Consider the following 19,350-nt stretch of genomic DNA (forward strand, 5'->3'; position numbering starts at 1 on the left):
GCACGACTCGGGCCCGGCCCGCTCACTCAATATGCGTTGTGGCCGGCGAAGCCTTTCCACATGGTCATCGCCACGATGCGCAGATCGAGACCGAAGCTCCAGTGCTGCATGTAATGCAGGTCGAAACGCACACGGTCGCGCATTTTCTCCACGCGGTCGGTTTCGCCGCGATAGCCGTTGACCTGCGCCCAGCCGGTGATGCCGGGCTTGATGCGATAGCGCGCCATGTAACCGCGCACGAGGTCCTTGTAAATGTCGTCGTGCGCCAGCGCGTGCGGGCGCGGCCCCACCACCGACATCTCGCCCTTGAGCACGTTGATGAATTGCGGCAGCTCGTCGAGGCTCGTGCGACGCAGGAAAGCGCCCACGCGCGTGACGCGCGGATCGTTGCGGCGCGCCTGCGTGATCTGCCCCGCCACTTCCGCATGGACCTTCATCGAGCGGAACTTGTAGATCTCGAACTCGTTGCCGTCGAGACCTTTACGACGCTGCTTGAAGAAGACCGGCCCCTTCGAGGTCAGCTTGACCGCCAGCGAAATCACGCCCAGCAACGGCGCGAGCGCCACCAGCACGGCGCCGGCAAACACGATGTCGAACACGCGCTTGGGCAGCACGCGCAGATCCGTGACCGGCGAAGCCGCCAGATTGATGGCCGGCACGCCGAGCAGATCGACCACGGGCTGGCTGAAGAACGACAGGCTGCGCACGTCCGGAATGAAGCGGATGTTCACGAAATCGTTGCGCAACGCCATGACGGTGCGATGAATCGTGCGCTCCTTCGTGATCGGCAGCGCGAGCCACAGTTCGCGCACATCATGCTCGCGCACGTATTCCAGCGTGGCCCGCAGGTCGCGCTCGACTTTCACGCCATCGAGCTGCGCATCGCCATCGGCGTCGCTGTCCTCGTCGAACACGAGCGCGGGATGAAAGCCCGCCTCGGGGTGGCTCTTCATCTGCTCGATCAGGAAGCGCGAGCAGCGATGATCGCCCACCACGGCCACCGCCTTCTGGTTGTAGCCTTCGCGACGCAGGCCGCGCAGCACCATGTGCACGACCGTCTTCGAGACGATCAGGAACGCAACCGATGCGACCACCCAGTAGCCGAGCCAGATACGCGAAAGCGAATCGGCGCGGTGCACGCTGAACGACAGCAGAATGCCCGTGCACTCCACCGCGACCCACGCGGCGCACACGCGGGCCGCGAGCACGTAGAGCGACTTGCCGCGCCACGACTGGTAGATGCCGAACGCCGGAAACATCCAGATCGCGAGCACGCAATTGAACGCAAGCGCCACGCTCTCCGCATCGGAGAGCGCCGCGAATTTACCCTGGTGCAAGGCAGCCGCCACCAGGGCACCGGCGGCGATGGCGGCAACATCGATAATTCTGGCTAGAACGCTCAGCATGTCCGGCACCTCGGGTTAGAAAAAAAGAATTGCAGCCACGCGCTACGCATCATGGCCGCCGCTACAAAGACTTCAGGAATCAGGGAAATTGCACCAGGCTCGCCTGGCGCCGATAAAGCGCATCCGAATAAACCCTAATAAAGCACGATAAAAATTGAATGCGCAACGCCCAAAAGTATCTCCAAATGTTTCGTGGCTAACTGTCTATTTTTTGTGTGATTTTTTCGGCAACGTTTGCCGCAAATTGCAGATGCAAGTTGCTGGGCTGGCTCTCCGGAGCGGCAAAATTTTCCGCACTCATTGCACCGGACCCCGATTAATTTCAGGGCCGCCCGATCGGGTTCGGATCGGCTCCGCCATTTTTATTCGATTTTTTATCGTCGCCGCATTGTGACGGATTGATTATTTTCTATTTGATCCGAATATTTTCCGTTTTCTTCTTTACGAATCTATTTATATCGATTTTAAGCATGCTACAAATCGCAGAACCGAAACCCCTTTCAGGAGAATGAGATGACGGATACGGGTTCCGCAACGACATCGGCGCGCGCAACCGATGCGCGCGCCGAATCGCGCAACGCGCTGCAAGTCTGCCCTGTGGTGCTTGCGGGCGGCGCGGGTTCGCGGCTGTGGCCACTGTCGCGCGAACAGTACCCGAAGCAGATGATCAACCTCGTCGGCGAGCGCTCGCTGCTCGCGGATACGGCAGGCCGTCTCGACGCGCTAGCCGAGCGCGTCACCCTCGCCGACAAGCTGATGATCGTGTGCAATGAAGAGCATCGCTTCACCACCGCCGACCAGGTACGCGCGGCAGGCAAGGAAGCGCGCCTCATTCTCGAGCCGCTCGCGCGCGACACCGCGCCCGCGCTCACCATCGCCGCGCTGGCCGTGGTCGCCGAGCAGCAGGACGGCATTCTCGTAGTGATGCCCGCGGACCACGCGCTCGCGGACCTCGAAGCCTTCCAGGCCGCGGTTGCCGATGGTGTGCGTCACGCGGCCAACGGCCAGATCGTGACGATGGGCATCGTGCCCACGCGCCCCGAAACGGGCTATGGCTACATTCACGTGGGCGAGCCGATCGCGGCCGACGCTCAGGCAAACGGCGAGGCCGGTGCACGACGCCTGAGCGGCTTCGTCGAAAAGCCCTATTTCGAGCTCGCGCAGCAATACGTCGCCTCGCAGCGCTACTGGTGGAACAGCGGCATCTTCATCATGCGCGCCAGCACGTGGCTCAAGGCCATTCGCCATTTCGAGCCCGAGATTTACGAAGCCTGCGCAGCCGCCGTCAAGGACGGCAAGGAAGACGGCGACTTCTTCCGCGTGGACCGCGAAGCGTTCGCGCGCTCGCCGTCCAACTCGATCGACTATGCGGTGATGGAGCCGCTTTCCAGCGACACGAGCGTGGCCGGCGGCGTGGTTGTGCCGCTCGCCGCGGGCTGGACCGATCTCGGCTCGTGGGACACCGTGTGGCAAGTCGCATCGAAGGACGAAGCCGGCAACGTGGCGCAAGGCGAAGTGATGTTCGAAGGCGCGAACGATACCTTCGCGCACTCGGACGGACGCCTGATCGCCTGCCTCGGCACCGAGAATCTGGTGGTGGTCGAAACCGCCGACGCCGTGCTCGTGGCCGACCGCTCGCGCGCCCAGGACGTGAAGAAGATCGTTCAGCGCCTGAAGAAGCAACACCGCAGCGAAGCCGTCGCGCATCGTCTCGTGCATCGCCCGTGGGGCCACTACGACAGCGTCGACAGCGGCGAACGCTTCCAGGTCAAGCGCATCGTGGTCGAGCCGGGCGCGCGCCTGTCGCTGCAGATGCATCATCATCGCGCCGAGCACTGGGTCGTGGTACGCGGCACGGCACTCGTCACGCGGGGTGAAGAGCGCTTTATCGTTTCGGAAAACGAATCGGCGTACATTCCGCTGGGCGTGTCGCACCGTCTCGAGAACCCCGGCAAGATGCCGCTCGAGATCATCGAGGTGCAGTCGGGCTCGTACCTCGGCGAAGACGATATCGTGCGTCTGGACGATCAGTACGGCCGGCAGTAACGCCACGCTGAATATAGCTTGATGGGGCGCTGCGTAGCGCCCCGCAACGAATGCAGAAAGCAGACAAGCAATGGACGGAGACAACATAAGCGGCTGTAGCGGCTGGATCGTTCGACATAGTCGACGATTCAACCGCTACAGCCGTTTGTGCAAGCAGGAATGCAAGAAGCGATGCGCAATGTGATTACAGCGCTGATTACAACGGCGCGCTCGACGAGCGATGCAACCGATGCCACGACTGCGGCAACGAATGTGCAAGCAGGCGCGGACGTGCGCCCGCTCCTAGCCCAGATGCGTTCTGTAACGCGCGATGTGGTGGTGGCGGTCGGCGCCCGCACCGTTTGCGGAGGAAGTATCGTGCGCCTCGCCACCGTTGCGCAGCACGGCGGTCGATGCGTAGCGCTGCAACGGCGCAATGCGCACGTTGCCGGCGGCACCGTTGGCGCCGTTGGAACCGGCAACCCCGTTCGCCGCCACGACCGCGTTCACCGCGCTGGAAGCCACTGCGGGCATGGTGCGCGTGACCACGGCGGCCGATGCGCTGTTCGACGCGCTATTCGATACGTTGCTGGACACATACGGCAGCGCCAGGGCCGAGCCGTTGGCAGACGCGCTAACGCCGCCAGCGGAAGAAGCCCCTGCGGACGCAGGCAACTCGCGCTCGATCCATTGACGCGCCCACTCGAACGCGTAGTGCCGCGCCGCCTCGCAATCCTCGAACGGCGGCCCGATCAGGCCCGAGCGCTCCATGCGCTTGCCGTCCTTGATGATCTCCACGGCCGCGCGATACATGTCGTTGCGCGCGAACTCCACGCTCAGCTGGATCTCGCAGCCGCGCCACTCCACGGTCTGCACGGCGGGCGGCGTGGCGCTCGTCCACGGCATATCGCCTGCGGGCTCGATGTCCGCTTCGTTCTCTTCGGGCACGACGGTGCGGCTCGCAACGGGCGCGCTCACGCTCGCGTCGGCCTGACGCGGCACGGAACCCGACGCATGCGTGGGCTGCGAACGATGGGGCACCTGCTGCTGCGCATGAGCGGGCGTCCCGGACGGCGCTTGCCCATTGTCCAGGCTCACGAGTTGCCGGGTCATGCTCTCGATGGGGTTGGCAAGCGGTGCGTCGGCAACCGCCGCGGGCGCCTGCCATGCCTCGGGGCTCTTCCAGTAGACCGCAGGCAAGCCGTCGTCTTCGACGACTTCCTCGGCCACCGCTGCCACGGACTGTGCGGCCTGTGCACTCTGCACAGGCGCCTGGGGCTGCACGGGCTCGGGCACGTAGACGAAGCTACGGCCGCGCTGCACGAGCAGCTTGACCAGCTCGCCGAGCGTGCCGCTCACGTGCCACTCCTCGAAACGACGTCGGCAGGTCGGGCCGGACGGATAGCGCGCAGGCAGACGCGACCAGGATTCACCGGTCGTGAGGATCCACAGCACAGCATTTGCTACGACACGTGGTTCCGCGCGCGGGCGACCGCGGCGGTTCAGGCGTATGGGTGGTTCATCGGATACGAGCGCGGACACCAACACCCACTCGTCATCGCTCAGTTCTTCGAAATTCATGCTGTTCTCCACGCAGCCGGACCGGGGCTGCAGTGACGGAGCGTTCGCCCACGGATCTTGCTGTCCGCGTTGGCGTGCTCGGTTGCACCATATGCTTATATGACATGCTCATTTGCGTCCCCGGCTGCACATTAGCAGTGCGCGTATTCACGGAATTGACGCAAAGAACGTGGTCTCACTCGTGCAAGGGAGAATTTGTGCAGGAAGCATACCATCTGAAACCAGCCAATGAGGAGGGCCGTAATAAGTGTTACGGTTAGAAACAAAGTAACGCTTTTCGTGGCCCGCTTTATGCACAATAGCACTTGCAAATTGGCCTTCAAGCCCGCTTCGTGGCCGAGAAAAGCCCTTGCAGCAAGGCCTTTTTTCATCCTTTCGCAAGCCCTTCGCTTTTCCCGCCCCCTCGACATTCGATGCTCGCGCACTCGCATCTCGTGCCAGACCCCGCGTCGATTCCGAGGCCCCTTTCCTCTTCATCGATTCATCGCGGCGCAGGTTCCAGCCATACTTCGTTGTGCCAACAACAAATGACGTGGCGATGAAATCGGCACCCTGCGCGTGTTGGGCCCTGCATTTCATGCCCCGCGCATGCCTAGCCGTCGCGACGAACACGCCCGCGAACACGCGTTCGATTATGCGTACCGATGCAAAGCTCATTATGAAGACGCATATCGCTGATCACGCGGCCACTCAGCAAAGGCCGCGCGGCGAATGCGTCTATAGTACGAGAGGTTCAGTCATCAATTCGCAGTTATCCAGGAGATTCGTGTATGCACACTTCAGCATTGCGCAGCGCCCGCGCCCTGATTGCCGTGGCAGGTGTCGCCGCCGCTCTGCTCGCGCCGTGGAACACCGCCCAGGCCCAGCTCGGCAACCTGCTCAACCAGGCAGGCGGCAGCGGCGCGACTTCGGGCGCGGCCGGCAGTCTGGGAAGTCTCGGCAGCCTCGGCAGCGCGCTCTCGGGCTCCTCGCTCAGCTCGAACAGCCTCGGCAACGTCACCGGCTTGCTCCAGTACTGCCTCAAGAACAACTACCTCAACGCCGATACCGCCAGCGGCGTGAAAGACTCGCTGCTCAGCAAGTTGCCCGGCGGCGCCTCCACCACGGATAGCGGCTACACGCAGGGCAGCAATGGCATCCTCACGGCCGGCAACGGTCAGCAACTCGACCTCTCCAGCAACGGCCTCAAGCAAACCGCCACGCGGCAGGTGTGCGACACGATCCTGTCGCAGGCGAAATCGATGCTCTAACAGCAATCGCATGACGGCCACGCCCGCGTGCACGCGCGAGATGGCCGTTTTTTGCATGGCGCAAGCCCGGCTGAATGTGCGGCGCGGCGCAAAACTGCGCAATTTGCGTGCCGCACCACTTGAACACTGGCGGGGTTTGGGTGTCGAATAGATTCAAATGGAACGCAAGTGGTTTTTGTCACTCATGTACCCGCGCCGAAACACCGTGTTGCCTTTATTCGTCGTGCTTTGCGCGCTTTGCGCGGGGCTCGCCGCCCTCCTCACGCCGCACGTCGCGCAGGCGCAACCCGAGGACGAGCGGTTCGACTGCACGTCGAACCCGCATGAATTCATTTCGGCACTGATTGAAGAAAAGTCCATCGACCCTAAGCCGAGCCGGGTGGAAGCGAACTCGGTCAATGCGTTTCGCCCCGTGCACGGCAACCGCCTGAGTGCATTCGGCTTTCCCATTTACGTCGTGCTCGGCTACGCGCACGATGACACCCTCTTCCATCGCGGCGCGGGCAAGGAAATCGATGCGCCGGTTTATGGCGTCGTGGTCTCCGCGCCTGCGGAATCGGTCCGCACGCGCGTGCGCGAGGCCAACAGCGACGCCACCGTGCACTCAGTCGTGCCGCTGCTGCTCACGGCCATCGTATGCGGCGGCTGAGCCACCCGCGCGAATGTTCGGCACGAGCGCTCACGTGAACCGCCTCGGCCCGCCACACGCGGGCTAGGCGAAGAACGCCAACGCGCCCAGCACCACGCCCGCCGCGCCCACGCCCAGCGAAGCCCACATCAGCCATTTTCTGCGCGTAAGCAGCGTAATGGCGGTGAGCGCGATCGAAATCTGAATCAGCGTGGTCGCCTGCGCCCAGCGATGGTGGCCGTGCAGCAGCTCCTCCGCGTGAGCGTCGTTCTGCGCCACCTGCTTCTCCAGCAACTCCGCCTGCGCACGAATCGGCTCTTTCTCCTTGCTATAGCGGTCGGCGTCGGCGGCGAAGCGGCGCTGGGCTGCGGCTGAATTCGGCGTGAGCGCGGCGAGCCCGGCGCCCAATTCGGCGAGGTGCTGCTTCTCACCCTTGGCCTGATACCAGGCCCATTGATTCGCCGCTTCGGTTTTGCGAATGGCCGCTTCGTTCTTGTAATAGAGCGCGAGATTCTCGCTGTTGCCGCTCTGGTAAGCGAGGATCGCGCCGATCGAGGCGAGAATCGCGGTCATCACCGCCATGCGGCCCGGAAACGGGTCGCGCTCGCCATCGCCATGGCCCCCATGGGCGGCCGCCGCATGTTCGACTGCGTGATCGTGTGGACCATGCACTTCATAGTCTTCAGACATCCAACCACTCCCCGGTGTGACTTGAAACCCCCGCGCATCGCGCATGCCCCGCGGGCCGCGCTCGCGGAATGCTCAATTATCGTGAGCGCGGCCCGCTTGTCCAGCCCTGGTTACGCATGTCACAACCAGAAAGAAAATTGCATCCAATCGAAATTGAATTGAAAGTTAATTCGTCTTTAACTGGAAGGTTATGTCCGGCGCGCCGCACGCCCTGTCTTGCGGGAGACAGAATGAAAAAGGCCCGCACAACCGCCGCACGAGTGCGGTGGATTGCGCGGGCCGGTGCCCGGTGCGCGAGAAGCAGGCGCGTAAAACAGACGCGTAAAACAGACGCGAGAAGCAGACGCGAGAAGCAGGCGCGAAAGGGAGCGACGAATAAACGACAAATAAGCGCGAACGCTCAACCGCCCAGATAGGCGCGCTTGATGTTGTCGTTCGCGAGCAGATTGTCGGCGCTGTCGGCGAGCACGACGCGCCCCGTTTCGAGCACGTAGCCGCGATCGGCCACGTGCAGCGCCTTGTTCGCGTTCTGCTCGACGAGGAACACCGTCACGCCTTCCTCGCGGATCGCGCGGATGATGTCGAAGATCTGTGCGATCACGAGCGGCGCGAGGCCGAGCGTGGGCTCGTCGAGCAGCAGCAAGCGCGGCTTGCTCATCAGCGCGCGGCCGATCGCGAGCATTTGCTGCTCGCCGCCCGACATCGTGCCGGCACGCTGCTTCGCGCGCTGGTTCAGGCGCGGAAACAGCTTGAACACATGCTCGATGCCCGCTTCGATCTCCTGCTCAGAGGCGAAGAAGCCGCCCATTTGCAGGTTCTCTAGCACGGTGAGGCTCGGGAACACGCGGCGGCCTTCCGGCGAGATCGCCATGCCCATGCGCATGATCTCGTGCGTAGCCTTGCGCGTGATGTCCTCGCCCTCGAACGTCACGCGCCCCGACGAGGCGCGCGGCGTGCCGCACACCGTCATCATGAGCGTGGTCTTGCCGGCGCCGTTGCTGCCGATCAGCGTGACGATCTCACCCTTGTTCACTTCGATCGACACGCCCGCCAGCGCTTGAACCGCGCCATAGTGGGTATGGACATTTTCCAGCTTCAGCATCAGTCCTCTCCGAGATAGGCCTTGATCACGCGCGCGTCGTTGCGCACTTCGTCGGGCAGGCCGATCATGATCGGCTTGCCGTGCTCCATCACGAGGATGCGGTCCGATACGCCCATCACGAGACTCATGTCGTGCTCGATCAGGAGTACGGAGATTCCGAACTCGTTGCGCAACCCGTCCACCATCTGCTGCAGCTCGATCTTCTCCTGCGGGTTCAGGCCCGCAGCGGGTTCGTCGAGCATCAAGAGACGCGGATCGGTAATCATGCAGCGCGCGATTTCGAGGCGGCGCTGGTGACCATACGAAAGCGTGCCTGCCTCGCGGTTGGCCACCTGCTTCAGGCCCACGCGCTCGAGCCAGTACGCGGCGCGTTCGAGCGCCGCGCGCTCGGCGCGGCGGTACGCGGGCGTCGCAAAGAGGCCGCTCAGCATGTTGCGGTTCACCTTCAGGTGCTGCGCGACCATCAAGTTTTCCAGCACCGTGAGCTGCTTGAACAAACGAATATTCTGGAACGTGCGCACGAGGCCGCGACGCGCGACCTGGTGGCTCGGCTGCCCGGTAATAGCGTGGCCTTCCAGCACGATGTCGCCCGCGCTCGGCTTGTAGAAACCGCCCACGCAGTTGAACACCGTGGTCTTGCCCGCGCCGTTCGGCCCGATGATCGCGAACACCTCATTAGGACGCACGTCGAAGTCGATGCCGTCCACGGCAAGCAGACCGCCGAAGCGCATTTGCAGGCCTGCTACTTTCAACAACGCTTGTGCGCTCATTGCGGCAACTCCACGTGCGGACGGCTCGCGGGCAACAGGCCCTGCGGACGCCACATCATCATCAGCACCATCACCAGACCGAAAATCAGCATGCGATATTCGGCAAAGCCGCGCGCCACTTCGGGCAGCACCGTGAGCAGGATCGCCGCGAGCACCACGCCCAGTTGCGAGCCCATGCCGCCCAGCACCACCACGGCGAGAATCAGCGCCGACTCGATAAAGGTGAACGACTCGGGCGTGACGAGCCCCTGGCGCGCCGCGAAGAACGCGCCCGCGAGACCCGCGAACGAAGCGCCCAGCGTGAACGCCGAGAGCTTGATGCGCGTGGGATTGAGGCCGAGCGAGCGGCACGCGATCTCGTCTTCGCGCAGCGCCTCCCATGCGCGGCCCATCGGCATGCGCAACAGGCGGCTCGTCACGAACAGCGTGAACGCCACCAGCACCAGCGCAAGCAGGTACAGGAAGATCACCATGTGCTCGCCGCTGTATTCGATGCCGATCAGGTCGTTGAACGTCTTCGCACCTTCCACGCTTGCGCGGCGGGCCATCTCGAAGCCGAACACCGTCGGCTTGGGAATGCTGGAGATGCCATCCGGGCCGCCCGTGATGCTCGTGAGGTTATTGAGCAGCAAGCGGATGATCTCGCCGAAGCCCAGCGTCACGATCGCGAGATAGTCGCCGCGCAGGCGCAGCACCGGAAAGCCGAGCACGAAGCCGAACGTGGCCGAAGCAAGCGCCGCCAGCGGCAGGCATTCCCAGAACGTGAAACCGAAGTACTGGTTGAGCAGCGCATACGTATAGCCGCCCACCGCATAGAAGCCCACATAGCCGAGATCGAGCAGCCCCGCGAAGCCCACCACGATATTCAGGCCGAGGCCGAGAATCACGTAGATGAGTGCGAGCGTCGCCACGTCCACCGCACCGCGCGAGCCCATGAACGGAAACACGGCGCCGAACGCGAGCAGCACCCAGATCGCCACGCGCTGCTGGCGCGCACCGAGCGCGGGCGCCTTGGGAATACGCACCGAACTGGTTGCGCGCGCAAACATCGGCTTGACGAGCTGGAACACGAACACCACGGCGGCGGCGATCCACACGGGACGCCAGTGCTGGTGCAGCACGACCTGATAGCCGTCGAGCGTGAGCTGCAGGCCGAGGATCGGTGCGGTGAGAATGATCGTCGCAATGGCCGCGGCGAACGCGCCCTTCAAGGTCTGCGACGACGACGGAGCTTGTGTGACCCTGGCGGCCACGCGAACCGGAACAGTCTGACTCATGGCAATGGCCCTCACACCTTTTCGACGTCCGGCTTGCCGAGCAGGCCGGTGGGACGGAACAGCAGCACGAGCACGAGCAGGCCGAACGCCACGACGTCCTTGTACTCGGCCGGCATGTAGCCCGATGCGAGCGTTTCGGCAAGACCGAGCAGCACGCCGCCGAGCATCGCGCCCGGAATGCTGCCGATGCCGCCTAGCACCGCAGCCGTAAACGCCTTGATACCCGCGATGAAGCCGATATACGGATTGAGCTTGCCGATCGTGAGGCCGATCAGCACGCCGCCCACCGCCGCGAGCATCGCGCCGAGCACGAACGTGAACGAGATCACGCGGTTCGTGTCGATGCCGAGCAGGTTGGCCATCTTCATGTCCTCGGCGCAGGCGCGGCAGGCGCGACCCATGCGCGAGCGCGAGATGAAGAGCGTGAGCGCGATCATCAGCACGACCGTCACGCCGACGATCAGCATGCGCGCATACGGAATCGTCACGTCGAAGTTGCCGCCCATGTTGAAGTCAAGCGCGCCGGAGATGAGCATCGGCACCGACACATCGCGCGCGCCCTGCCCGATCTGCACGTAGTTCTGCAGAAAGATGGACATGCCGATGGCGGAAATGAGCGGCACGAGGCGCGGCCCGCCGCGCAGCGGCCGATACGCGACGCGCTCGACCGCGAAACCGTAGAGCCCGGTGACCAGCACCGAGACGATGAGCGCCGCGCCCAGCACGAGCGGCAGCGGATAGCCCGCCGAGACGCCGATTGCCGTGAGCGTGACGAGGCCCACATAGGCGCCGATCATGTAGATCTCGCCGTGAGCGAAGTTGATCATGCCGATGATGCCGTAGACCATCGTGTAGCCGATGGCGATCAGCGCATAGATCGCACCCAGCGTGAGCCCGTTGACGAGCTGCTGGGTGAACTGCGGAAGAAAATCATTCATGCGTAAGCCCCGCGGCGCAAAGCCGATTGAAGCCGATTGAAGCCGATAAGAGATCTTTGATGCGATCTTTGAAGCGGCCTTTGAAGCGGTGTCGACCCGAGTTTTTTGTATTTCGTTGCGCACGCAAGCACTGCAAAAACGCCCCACCCGCCGAGGCGGGAAGCGGGGCGTTCGCGGCCGCGCCGGCTGCGCAGCCGGGATCAGTTCGCGGCGGTCTTCGTGGCGTCCTTGTGCCACGTATAGACGACGAAGCGGAACGACTTCAGGTCGCCCTGCGGGTCGTACTCGACCTTGCCGATCGGCGTGCTGACGGCGTTCTTGTGCAGCCAGGCCGCGACCTTGGTCGGGTCGGTGCTCCTGGCGCCCGCGATGCCGCTGGCGATCACTTCGACGGCGGCGTAAGCCGGCATCTGGAACGGACCGTTCGCGTCGCGCTTGGCGTCGGCGAAAGCCTTCACCAGCTTCGCGTTGGCCGGGTCCGAAGCGAAGTCGGCCGGCAGCGTGACGAGCATGCCTTCCGAGGCCGGGCCGGCGATCGCCGTCACGTCCTTGTTGCCCACGCCCTCCGGTCCCATGAAGGTGGCCTTCACGCCCTGCTCACGCGACTGGCGCAGCAGCAAGCCCATTTCCGGGTGATAGCCGCCGAAGTAGACGAAGTCCACGCCCTGCGACTTGAGCTTGGTGACCACTGCCGAGTAGTCCGAATCGCCTGCATTGATGCCTTCGAACACGACGACGGGAATGTGCGCCTTGTCGAGCGCGGCCTTGACCGACGTGGCGATGCCCTGACCATACGACTGCTTGTCGTGCAGGATCGCGACCTTCTTCGGCTTGACCTTGTTGATGATGTAGGCGGCAGCAGCCGGACCTTGCTGGTCGTCGCGGCCGATCGTGCGGAAGACGTACTGGCGCTTCTTGCCTTGGGTGAGTTGCGGCGCGGTAGCCGACGGCGTGACCATCACCACGCCTTCATTCTCGTAGATGTCCGAAGCGGGAATCGTCGAGCCCGAGCAGACGTGGCCGACCACGTACTGGATGTGCTGCGAGACGATCTTGTTCGCGACCGCGACGGCCTGCTTCGGCTCGCATGCGTCGTCCATCAGGACCGCTTCGAGCTTGTTGCCGTTCGCGCCGCCAGCGGCGTTGATCTGCTCGATCGCGGTCAGGGCGCCCGCCTTGACCATGTCGCCGTACTGGGCGACCGCGCCGCTGAACGGGCCGGCAATGGCGATCTTCACGGTGTCGGCGTTCGCGGCTGTACCAAAAGCGAGCAGCGCGGCGGCCACGGAAATGGAAGTAAGGCGGTTAAGGCAGGACAACGGCGTCATCAGGAGCTCCTCGATTGTTTTCGGGTCAACCGGGCAGACGGCGTGACCTGCGCAAACGAACAGCACCCCAAGGACTCACCAGGGGGGACAACCAGGACGGGCCAAAAGACAAAAGACGCAACGGGGCCCGGCATGTTTCGGCCGCCTGGTAGCGGCTTCAGTTCGGAGAGACCGTGGATACAGCCTCTATTGCGCAAGCGATCCGCCTGCCCCGTTCGCTGCATTTAAAACCGGAAAGGTGGTCCGGCTTCAATCAGCGACCGGCGGATGCTATCAATAAAACCATCCCCTCCGCAACCGAGGGTTTTTTCGGATATCGATAGGGATATTGGCATATGTCAATTGATAAAAATCGCCCGTCGAGAGGCGAAAACCCTTGAAAAATCGGCGTGCAAAGGGGTTCGAAGACGTTGCGGAGCCGCTGGAGGCCCGTCTGGCGGAGGCTCGCAGAAATTAATTTCCCATCGGAAATTTTGATTTTCGATCTCCTTCTCCGGAAAATCACGGGAACGCGTCATCGATTATATTTATCCACCCGATCCATTATTTTAACGAGGCACCGAATTTTCGAGAAAACCATACACCAATGATAGTGAAAACCCTAAATGCAAATCACGCCAACTCATTGATTCCATTAACAAAAATTACATTTGCATTTCAATGAAATTTTGCGCCACCGGCGCAACCAACCCATAATCTCGCCGCGCACGCCGATCCATTATTTCCAATCAGAAACCAGGAAAACTTCCGGCTTCTCGCCGATTTTTCCTGAAAATCGCGGACGGGATTTACTGCCCGCCGCCGCAACACCGTCGCATCCGAGCACCATCCGCCCGGAACGCGTTCAGGACACGCGAGGGGCCGTGGTATGCTCGCAGCCTCGCCGCCGGTCCATGCACCATGGCGGCGCACGGCATGCGGGGCTCATGCCGGGCTGCGCCACGCGCACGCCCCGCGGACGCGATTCGCGATGGCGTGCGCGACGAGCTGAAGGCGGGCTAGACGCTGCGCGTGCGATACGCGCAAAAAGCCCGCCTCTTCACGGTTGGCGGGTTTTTCTGTTTACAGGAATCTCCCAGGGAATCCGAACAAAATCCCGGCGGGATGTAGTGATACACAGCGATACACTGCGGTACACACAAGCGATTCAGGCCGTCTTCGAATACTTGAACGTGCCCTGCGCGCTCGCGATCAGCAAGCGGTCGTCCACCCAGGCTTCCGCGCGCGCGAAGAAGATCGAACGGCCGCCGCGCTCGAGAAAGCCCTTGGCCCGCACGAACTGCCCGAGCCCCTTGTCGAGATAGTTGGTGGTGAGCGAAAGTGTGAAGCCGTGCCTCGGCGGTTGCCCGTGGTCCGCGAACAGACCCGCATAGCCCGCCGCCGCATCGAGCAGCGTGGCAATCGCCCCGCCTTGCAGCACGCCCTGGCGGTTGAGCTTCGAAGCGTCGATGGGCATGAGCAGTTCCGCGTAGCCCTCGCGCCACTGCGCGACGCTCACGCCGAGGGTTTCGAGAAACGGATTGTCGACGGCGAATTGCGGCATGCTGTTGTCCCCTTGATGATGTCGATAAGCGGTGTCGATGCGGCCCGGCGCCATGTGTGTGCCCCGCGTGTGCCATGCGTGCGCCTTGCCTGCGCCATGCATGCGCCATGCCTGCGCCGATAGCGCCGTGCCTGTTCGCTGCCGATTATAGGACTCCGCAACCGGCGCCGCAGCGGGCCCGGAGACACGGCCTACTGTTCAGAGAAAATCCGCGCAACTGTATATGGTTTAATGGACGCCCCCGGAGAACACTGTGCCTTTCCCCGCCGCCCACGTGCGAGCATCTCTCACCAGCCTTGCAAAGGACCTCATCATGACCGACAACACGCGCCCCACCGACTCCCTGACCCAGCAACGGGCGGCGGCGGCCGCCGCGGCATTGCCGGTCCCCTGCCCGAGCGTCGACGCGCTCGACCACATCCTGCCCGAGGAGCCGCTCCTCATGATGGGCGCCGGTCCCGTGCCCATCCCGGACGCCGTGGCGAAGGCCAACTCGGTCGTCATCAATCACCTCGGCGACACCATGGCGCGCGTCATCGACCAGGTGAAGTCCATGGCGCGTTATGTATTCCAGACGCGCTCGAACTGGGTGCTCGGCGTGGCCGGCCCCGGCTCGGCGGCCATGGAAATGGCGGTGTCGAATCTCGCGTGGCCGGGCACGCGCGTGCTCTCCATCGCGAACGGCTTTTTCAGCGGGCGGATGGCGGAGATGGCGCGCCGCGTCGGCGCCGAGGTCGCGACGCTCGACGTGGCCGACCGCGAGATCGTCTCGCTCGACGCGCTCGCGCAGGCCATCGAGCGCACGCGCCCCGAGGTCGTCACCGTGGTGCACGGCGAGACTTCCAACACGGTCTGGAACCGCCAGTTGAGGGACATCGTGCGCATCGCGAAGGCTTCGGGCGCGCTAGTCGTCGTGGACGCCGTCTGCACGCTGAGCACGATGCCGCTGGAAATGGACGCATGGGGCATCGACGTGGTCATCACTGGCGGCCAGAAAGGGCTTTCGTCGATACCCGGCGTTTCGCTGATCGCGTTTTCCGACGCGGCCTGGGAGCGCGTGCGCACGCGCACCACGCCCAACACGCATTGGTGCCTCGATGCCACGCTCGCCGAGAACTTCTGGCACAACGCGGGCTATCACTACACCGCGCCCGTCTCGGGTGTGCTCGCGCTGCACGAGGCGCTACGACTCGTCTGCACGGAGACGCTCGAAAAGCGCTTCGCGCGGCATCAGCGGTGCTCGTTTGCGCTGCAAAGCGGCGTGACGGCGCTTGGGCTCGAGCTCTATACGCCTGAAGCTTGTCGATTGAACTCCGTGGTCGGTATCGCGCTGCCCGCAGGCGTTACGCCGCGCGATGTGTGCGGGCATATCTCGCAGCAATATCAGGTGGAGATTGCTGGATCGTTCGGACTCCCCATCGTGCGCATCGGGCAGATGGGCGAGCAATGCCGCGAGCACCATCTGTTTCGGACCGTGCATGCGCTCGGGCGCACGATGTGCGATCTGGGTGTGAAGGTGGATCTGCCTGCTGGTGTAGCTGCGCTTGAAGAGTCTCTTTCGGCGGCACGTTGAAGGGTGGGCGGCTTTTTTTTTCGCGTTTCCTTGTTTTCGTGGTGGTCTATTAGCGTTGCCCCTGTGCGGGGCGGCACCTACTTTTCTTTGCAGCCGCAAAGAAAAGTAGGCAAAAGAAAGCGGCTCAAACCGCCAGTGTGACGCCGTACACCACTTGCCGTTAATCGAAGTGGTTCCGGGGCATCCGTCACCTCGCACATTCAACGTTAGTGACAAAGGACTCATTCATCCCGCTGCTCGCTACGCGCGCAGCGGTCGGGTCTGCAAGGGAAACCAGGCGTGCTGCCTGGGTACTCGAATACGCATGCGCTGCATCGATTCGTATGCATTCCTCTGGTTTTGGATTATGCCCCACGGCGCGCGCAGCGCCGCCGGAGGAATGAGCCCTTTGTCACTCCGAAAGACGCCGCGTGGTGACAGACGCTCCGGAACCGCTCCGATTAACGGCAAGAGGTGCACTGCGTAACACTAGCGGTTTGAGCGGCTTTCTTTTGCCTACTTTTCTTTGCCGCTGCAAAGAAAAGTAGGTGCCGCCCCGCACAGGGGCAACGCTAATAGACCGACACGAAAACAAGGAAACGCGACAGAAAACACCACCAAAAAAACCCCACTCACAAAGAACACCGCGCCCGCACACAAACAAACGCTGGCGCCTGCGCAAGTTCCGCATGAAGCTTGGGCGCCACGGCCTTCATCTCCGGCTGCGGCAGCGGCTCAACGAGTTGCTCGATCACCCAGCCACTCTCGACAAGCGCATTAACGATATCGGCCAGCGGCCTGCGATAAGCCTCCACATAGGGCTTGGGCTCCCCAAACCCACCCCAATGCAATCCAAACCGCGTGGTCTCGAAGTACGAGCGCCCGCCGCGCGTGCGCGTATCGATCCAGTCGCGCATGGGATGCGCCATCGAGAACACCAGCAGTGCACCGGGCCGCGCCACGCGCCGGAACTCCGCGAACGTGGGCGCAAGCTGCTCCACATAATCGAGCGCGAGCGAACAAACGATACGATCGAACTGCCCATCGGCGAGCCACGTGAGCGGCTGGCCCAGATCGCCTTGCGCCACCTCCACGGGCAAGCCCGCGCAATGCGACTTCGCGAGTTCGACCATCGCGGGCGTCACGTCGAATGCGTGCACCTTCGCACCTGCACGCGCCAGTTCGACGCTGACGATGCCCGGGCCGCAGCCCGCGTCGAGCACGCAAAGGCCCGCCACTTCGCCCAGCAGCGCGGCCGTGGCTGGACGCTCGTAAAGTGCGTTGTGCGGCTTTTCCGGCGCCATTTGCGCATAGCGCTGCGCGAACTGCGTGTAGTTCGCGCGGCCCGGCAGTTCGGGCGCGGCGTTCGTGGTGGAAGCGGCGTCGGTGTGGGAGTCGGGTGCGGAAGAGGCGTTGGCGTGGGGATCGTTCTGCATGCTGGCGTGACGGCGGTAAGCGACGGTAAGCGGTGGCAAGAGGCTGTAAAGCGGCTGTAAAGCGCGAAAGCGCTATTGTCCCGCGTTTTGCCGAACGCTGCGCACGCTCAGTTCCAGCCCCCGCTTCACGCGCGCGATGTCCACGCCCCCCGCGCCCGGCAAATCGGCGAGCGGCATGTAGCGCGCAGGCGTGTGCAGCAAGTAGGCCTGCAATTCGTCGATCACGATGCGGTCCGACGGGTCGTAGCCCATGCTCGTGAGTTCTTCGGTCAGCGCTTCGCGTTCGGTGAACGTCAGTTGATGCCACCAGTATGTGCGGCATGCGTGGGCATAGTCGGGGTCGGAGAAAAAGCGCCAATGCCCGAGTTCGTGGCTCAGGATCGCCGCGCGCACTTCGGTGTCGATCGCTTCGCCCGCGGGTCCCTTGCCCGTGCCCGGAATCGTGATGAGGAAATCGCGCGGCGAGGCGGCGCGCCACGTCATGCCGCCCTCGCCCGCCTCTTGCCGGATGAGCCCCCATTGCGCGAGCAGCGTCTGCAACGCACGCTCGCCTTCGGTCAGGCTCACATGCTGCCGCTGCGCCAGCTCGAAGAACTGCGCGATCTGCGCCGCGCTGAAGTTGTTGCCCGCCGTGAGCCCCGCCGGATCCTCGCCGAAACGGCGCGCGTTCGCGGCCACGGCGTTCATCGTTACCACGTGGTCGCGCGGCATGTCGCGCCGCTCGATCAGCGCCACGACGCGCGAGAACATCGCGCCCTGCGCCGCCAGGCTCGGCGCATGCAGCACGTAGAGGCCGGGCTGGTCCGTGACCGCGTAGAGCCGCAGCGTCGGGCCAGGCGGCAATGCGCCTGCGAGCTGCGCGAGCGGCAGGCGCATGACTTCGGGGTGCGGCTCGAACGCTCCGGCGAGCTGGGCGCTTAGCGTGGCCGTCGCCTGTGGCATGCCAGTTTCACCACGAAGCGCACCAAGTGCACCAAGTACACCAGGCGTACCGGATGTGCCAGAAGCACCAGCAGCACCAACGCCCGGCGCAGCGAAACCGGCAAGCACGCACACTATCGTTGCGCGCGCAACGTTAGCGATACCTGTGCACGCGCGCGAGCCGGCACCCGGCAGTCCGCTGGACATGCGCGAGAGCGCCACGTCGTTCAGTCGGTGACAGTCACGATCGTCACGCGGCGGTTTTCAGGTGCGGCCGGATTGCGCGTATTGAGCGGCTCGCTCGAGCCCTTGCCCACGGCGCTCAAGCGCTCCGCTGCAATGCCGTCCTGCTGCGTGAGGTAATCCACCACGGCCTGGGCGCGTCCCTGCGAGAGCGTCATATTCGTATCGGCGTTGCCGCGAGGGTCGGCGTGGCCTTCCACGCGGAACCGGTATGCGGAGAGCTTGTCGGACTGCAACGCGCGTGCGACCCTGTCGAGCGCGCCACGCGCCGTGCTCGTGAGGTCCGTGGAATTCGTGGCGAAAGTAATCAGCATTTGCGCCGATGGCGCTTTTTCCGGCCGCTTCGCCTTCGGCGACAACGCGCCCGGCTGCTGGTTCGAGAGCACAAAGCCGCGCGTGAGCACGTCGCCGGTAGTCTCGTTCGGCATGAGCGCCTTGGTGACCGACTGCTCGGTGATGTCCCTCTCTTTCATCACCTGGGCGTGGGCCGGAGTCTGCATCGCGATCGCAAGGGCGCAGCACGCAAGCGCGGCGGGCCACGCACGCCTGAGTCCCGCTTGCGAAACGTTCTTCATGAAAACCAGCATGTTATCTCTCCGTTGAATGCAATCTTGCGCATTGGCGCGCATCGGGCATTTTTAGCGGCGTTTCGAGGCCTTT

17 protein-coding genes are annotated in these 19,350 nt (G+C 63.5%); 4 read left to right on the forward strand and 13 right to left on the reverse strand.

Annotation, left to right across the window (positions count from 1 at the left end):
• Positions 1 to 26 precede the first annotated feature (26 nt).
• Positions 27 to 1,406 (reverse strand): undecaprenyl-phosphate glucose phosphotransferase, encoded by a 1,380-nt coding sequence (locus tag L5014_RS04405; protein WP_238462349.1) that lies wholly within the window; start codon positions 1,404 to 1,406, stop codon positions 27 to 29.
• Positions 1,407 to 1,919: 513 nt separating this feature from the next.
• Between L5014_RS04405 and L5014_RS04410 the strand changes: the two genes are divergently transcribed.
• A complete protein-coding gene (locus L5014_RS04410) occupies positions 1,920 to 3,452 on the forward strand; it encodes a mannose-1-phosphate guanylyltransferase/mannose-6-phosphate isomerase (RefSeq protein WP_238462350.1) in 1,533 nt (510 codons plus the stop codon).
• Positions 3,453 to 3,734: 282 nt separating this feature from the next.
• On the opposite strand, the gene L5014_RS04415 is transcribed toward L5014_RS04410, so the two are convergent.
• Together L5014_RS04415 and L5014_RS04420 are read right to left on the reverse strand one after the other, a co-directional pair.
• Entirely contained in the window at positions 3,735 to 5,012 is a 1,278-nt protein-coding gene (locus L5014_RS04415; protein WP_238462351.1) for a transposase, read from the reverse strand.
• 147 nt (positions 5,013 to 5,159) lie between these two features.
• On the reverse strand, positions 5,160 to 5,669 hold the full coding sequence (locus L5014_RS04420) for a hypothetical protein (protein WP_238462352.1): 510 nt from the start codon (positions 5,667 to 5,669) through the stop codon (positions 5,160 to 5,162).
• 113 nt (positions 5,670 to 5,782) lie between these two features.
• On the opposite strand from L5014_RS04420, the gene L5014_RS04425 reads away from it, so the two are divergent.
• Both L5014_RS04425 and L5014_RS04430 read left to right on the forward strand, forming a co-directional pair.
• Complete coding sequence (locus L5014_RS04425) at positions 5,783 to 6,262, forward strand: DUF2501 domain-containing protein (protein WP_238462353.1); 480 nt, start codon at positions 5,783 to 5,785, stop codon at positions 6,260 to 6,262.
• A gap of 205 nt (positions 6,263 to 6,467) precedes the next feature.
• Complete coding sequence (locus tag L5014_RS04430) at positions 6,468 to 6,911, forward strand: hypothetical protein (protein ID WP_238462354.1); 444 nt, start codon at positions 6,468 to 6,470, stop codon at positions 6,909 to 6,911.
• A gap of 63 nt (positions 6,912 to 6,974) precedes the next feature.
• Here the strand turns inward: L5014_RS04430 and L5014_RS04435 are convergent, their stop codons facing one another.
• The 7 genes from L5014_RS04435 to L5014_RS04465 form a co-directional block, all read right to left on the reverse strand.
• On the reverse strand, positions 6,975 to 7,580 hold the full coding sequence (locus tag L5014_RS04435; RefSeq protein ID WP_238462355.1) for a DUF4337 domain-containing protein: 606 nt from the start codon (positions 7,578 to 7,580) through the stop codon (positions 6,975 to 6,977).
• A 400-nt stretch (positions 7,581 to 7,980) separates the two neighbouring features.
• Positions 7,981 to 8,682, reverse strand: a complete 702-nt coding sequence (locus tag L5014_RS04440; RefSeq protein ID WP_238462356.1) for an ABC transporter ATP-binding protein — start codon at positions 8,680 to 8,682, stop codon at positions 7,981 to 7,983.
• Entirely contained in the window at positions 8,682 to 9,452 is a 771-nt protein-coding gene (livG, locus tag L5014_RS04445; protein WP_238462357.1) for a high-affinity branched-chain amino acid ABC transporter ATP-binding protein LivG, read from the reverse strand. The genes L5014_RS04440 and livG overlap by 1 nt, the downstream gene beginning before the upstream one ends.
• A complete protein-coding gene (locus tag L5014_RS04450; protein WP_238462358.1) occupies positions 9,449 to 10,729 on the reverse strand; it encodes a high-affinity branched-chain amino acid ABC transporter permease LivM in 1,281 nt (426 codons plus the stop codon). The genes livG and L5014_RS04450 overlap by 4 nt, the downstream gene beginning before the upstream one ends.
• Positions 10,730 to 10,740: 11 nt before the next feature.
• Entirely contained in the window at positions 10,741 to 11,667 is a 927-nt protein-coding gene (gene livH / locus L5014_RS04455; protein ID WP_238462359.1) for a high-affinity branched-chain amino acid ABC transporter permease LivH, read from the reverse strand.
• 200 nt (positions 11,668 to 11,867) lie between these two features.
• Positions 11,868 to 12,995 (reverse strand): branched-chain amino acid ABC transporter substrate-binding protein, encoded by a 1,128-nt coding sequence (locus L5014_RS04460; protein WP_238462360.1) that lies wholly within the window; start codon positions 12,993 to 12,995, stop codon positions 11,868 to 11,870.
• A 1,147-nt stretch (positions 12,996 to 14,142) separates the two neighbouring features.
• On the reverse strand, positions 14,143 to 14,538 hold the full coding sequence (locus tag L5014_RS04465; protein ID WP_238462361.1) for a PaaI family thioesterase: 396 nt from the start codon (positions 14,536 to 14,538) through the stop codon (positions 14,143 to 14,145).
• 313 nt (positions 14,539 to 14,851) lie between these two features.
• Between L5014_RS04465 and L5014_RS04470 the strand changes: the two genes are divergently transcribed.
• Positions 14,852 to 16,111 carry a pyridoxal-phosphate-dependent aminotransferase family protein gene (locus L5014_RS04470; protein WP_338019261.1) on the forward strand — a complete coding sequence of 420 codons (1,260 nt, stop codon included), beginning with the start codon at positions 14,852 to 14,854 and terminating at the stop codon, positions 16,109 to 16,111.
• 611 nt (positions 16,112 to 16,722) lie between these two features.
• On the opposite strand, the gene L5014_RS04475 is transcribed toward L5014_RS04470, so the two are convergent.
• From L5014_RS04475 to L5014_RS04485, 3 genes are all read right to left on the reverse strand, one after another.
• A complete protein-coding gene (locus L5014_RS04475; RefSeq protein WP_238462362.1) occupies positions 16,723 to 17,526 on the reverse strand; it encodes a class I SAM-dependent methyltransferase in 804 nt (267 codons plus the stop codon).
• Between the two features lie 72 nt (positions 17,527 to 17,598).
• Entirely contained in the window at positions 17,599 to 18,468 is an 870-nt protein-coding gene (locus L5014_RS04480) for a hypothetical protein (protein WP_238462363.1), read from the reverse strand.
• Positions 18,469 to 18,674: 206 nt separating this feature from the next.
• Positions 18,675 to 19,277: an OmpA family protein gene (locus tag L5014_RS04485; protein WP_238462364.1), complete on the reverse strand. Its 603-nt coding sequence runs from the start codon at positions 19,275 to 19,277 to the stop codon at positions 18,675 to 18,677.
• Between the last annotated feature and the right edge of the window lie 73 nt (positions 19,278 to 19,350).

The sequence above is a fragment of the Paraburkholderia tagetis genome (assembly GCF_022213065.1).
In the GTDB taxonomy this organism is placed as follows: Bacteria; Pseudomonadota; Gammaproteobacteria; order Burkholderiales; family Burkholderiaceae; genus Paraburkholderia; species Paraburkholderia tagetis.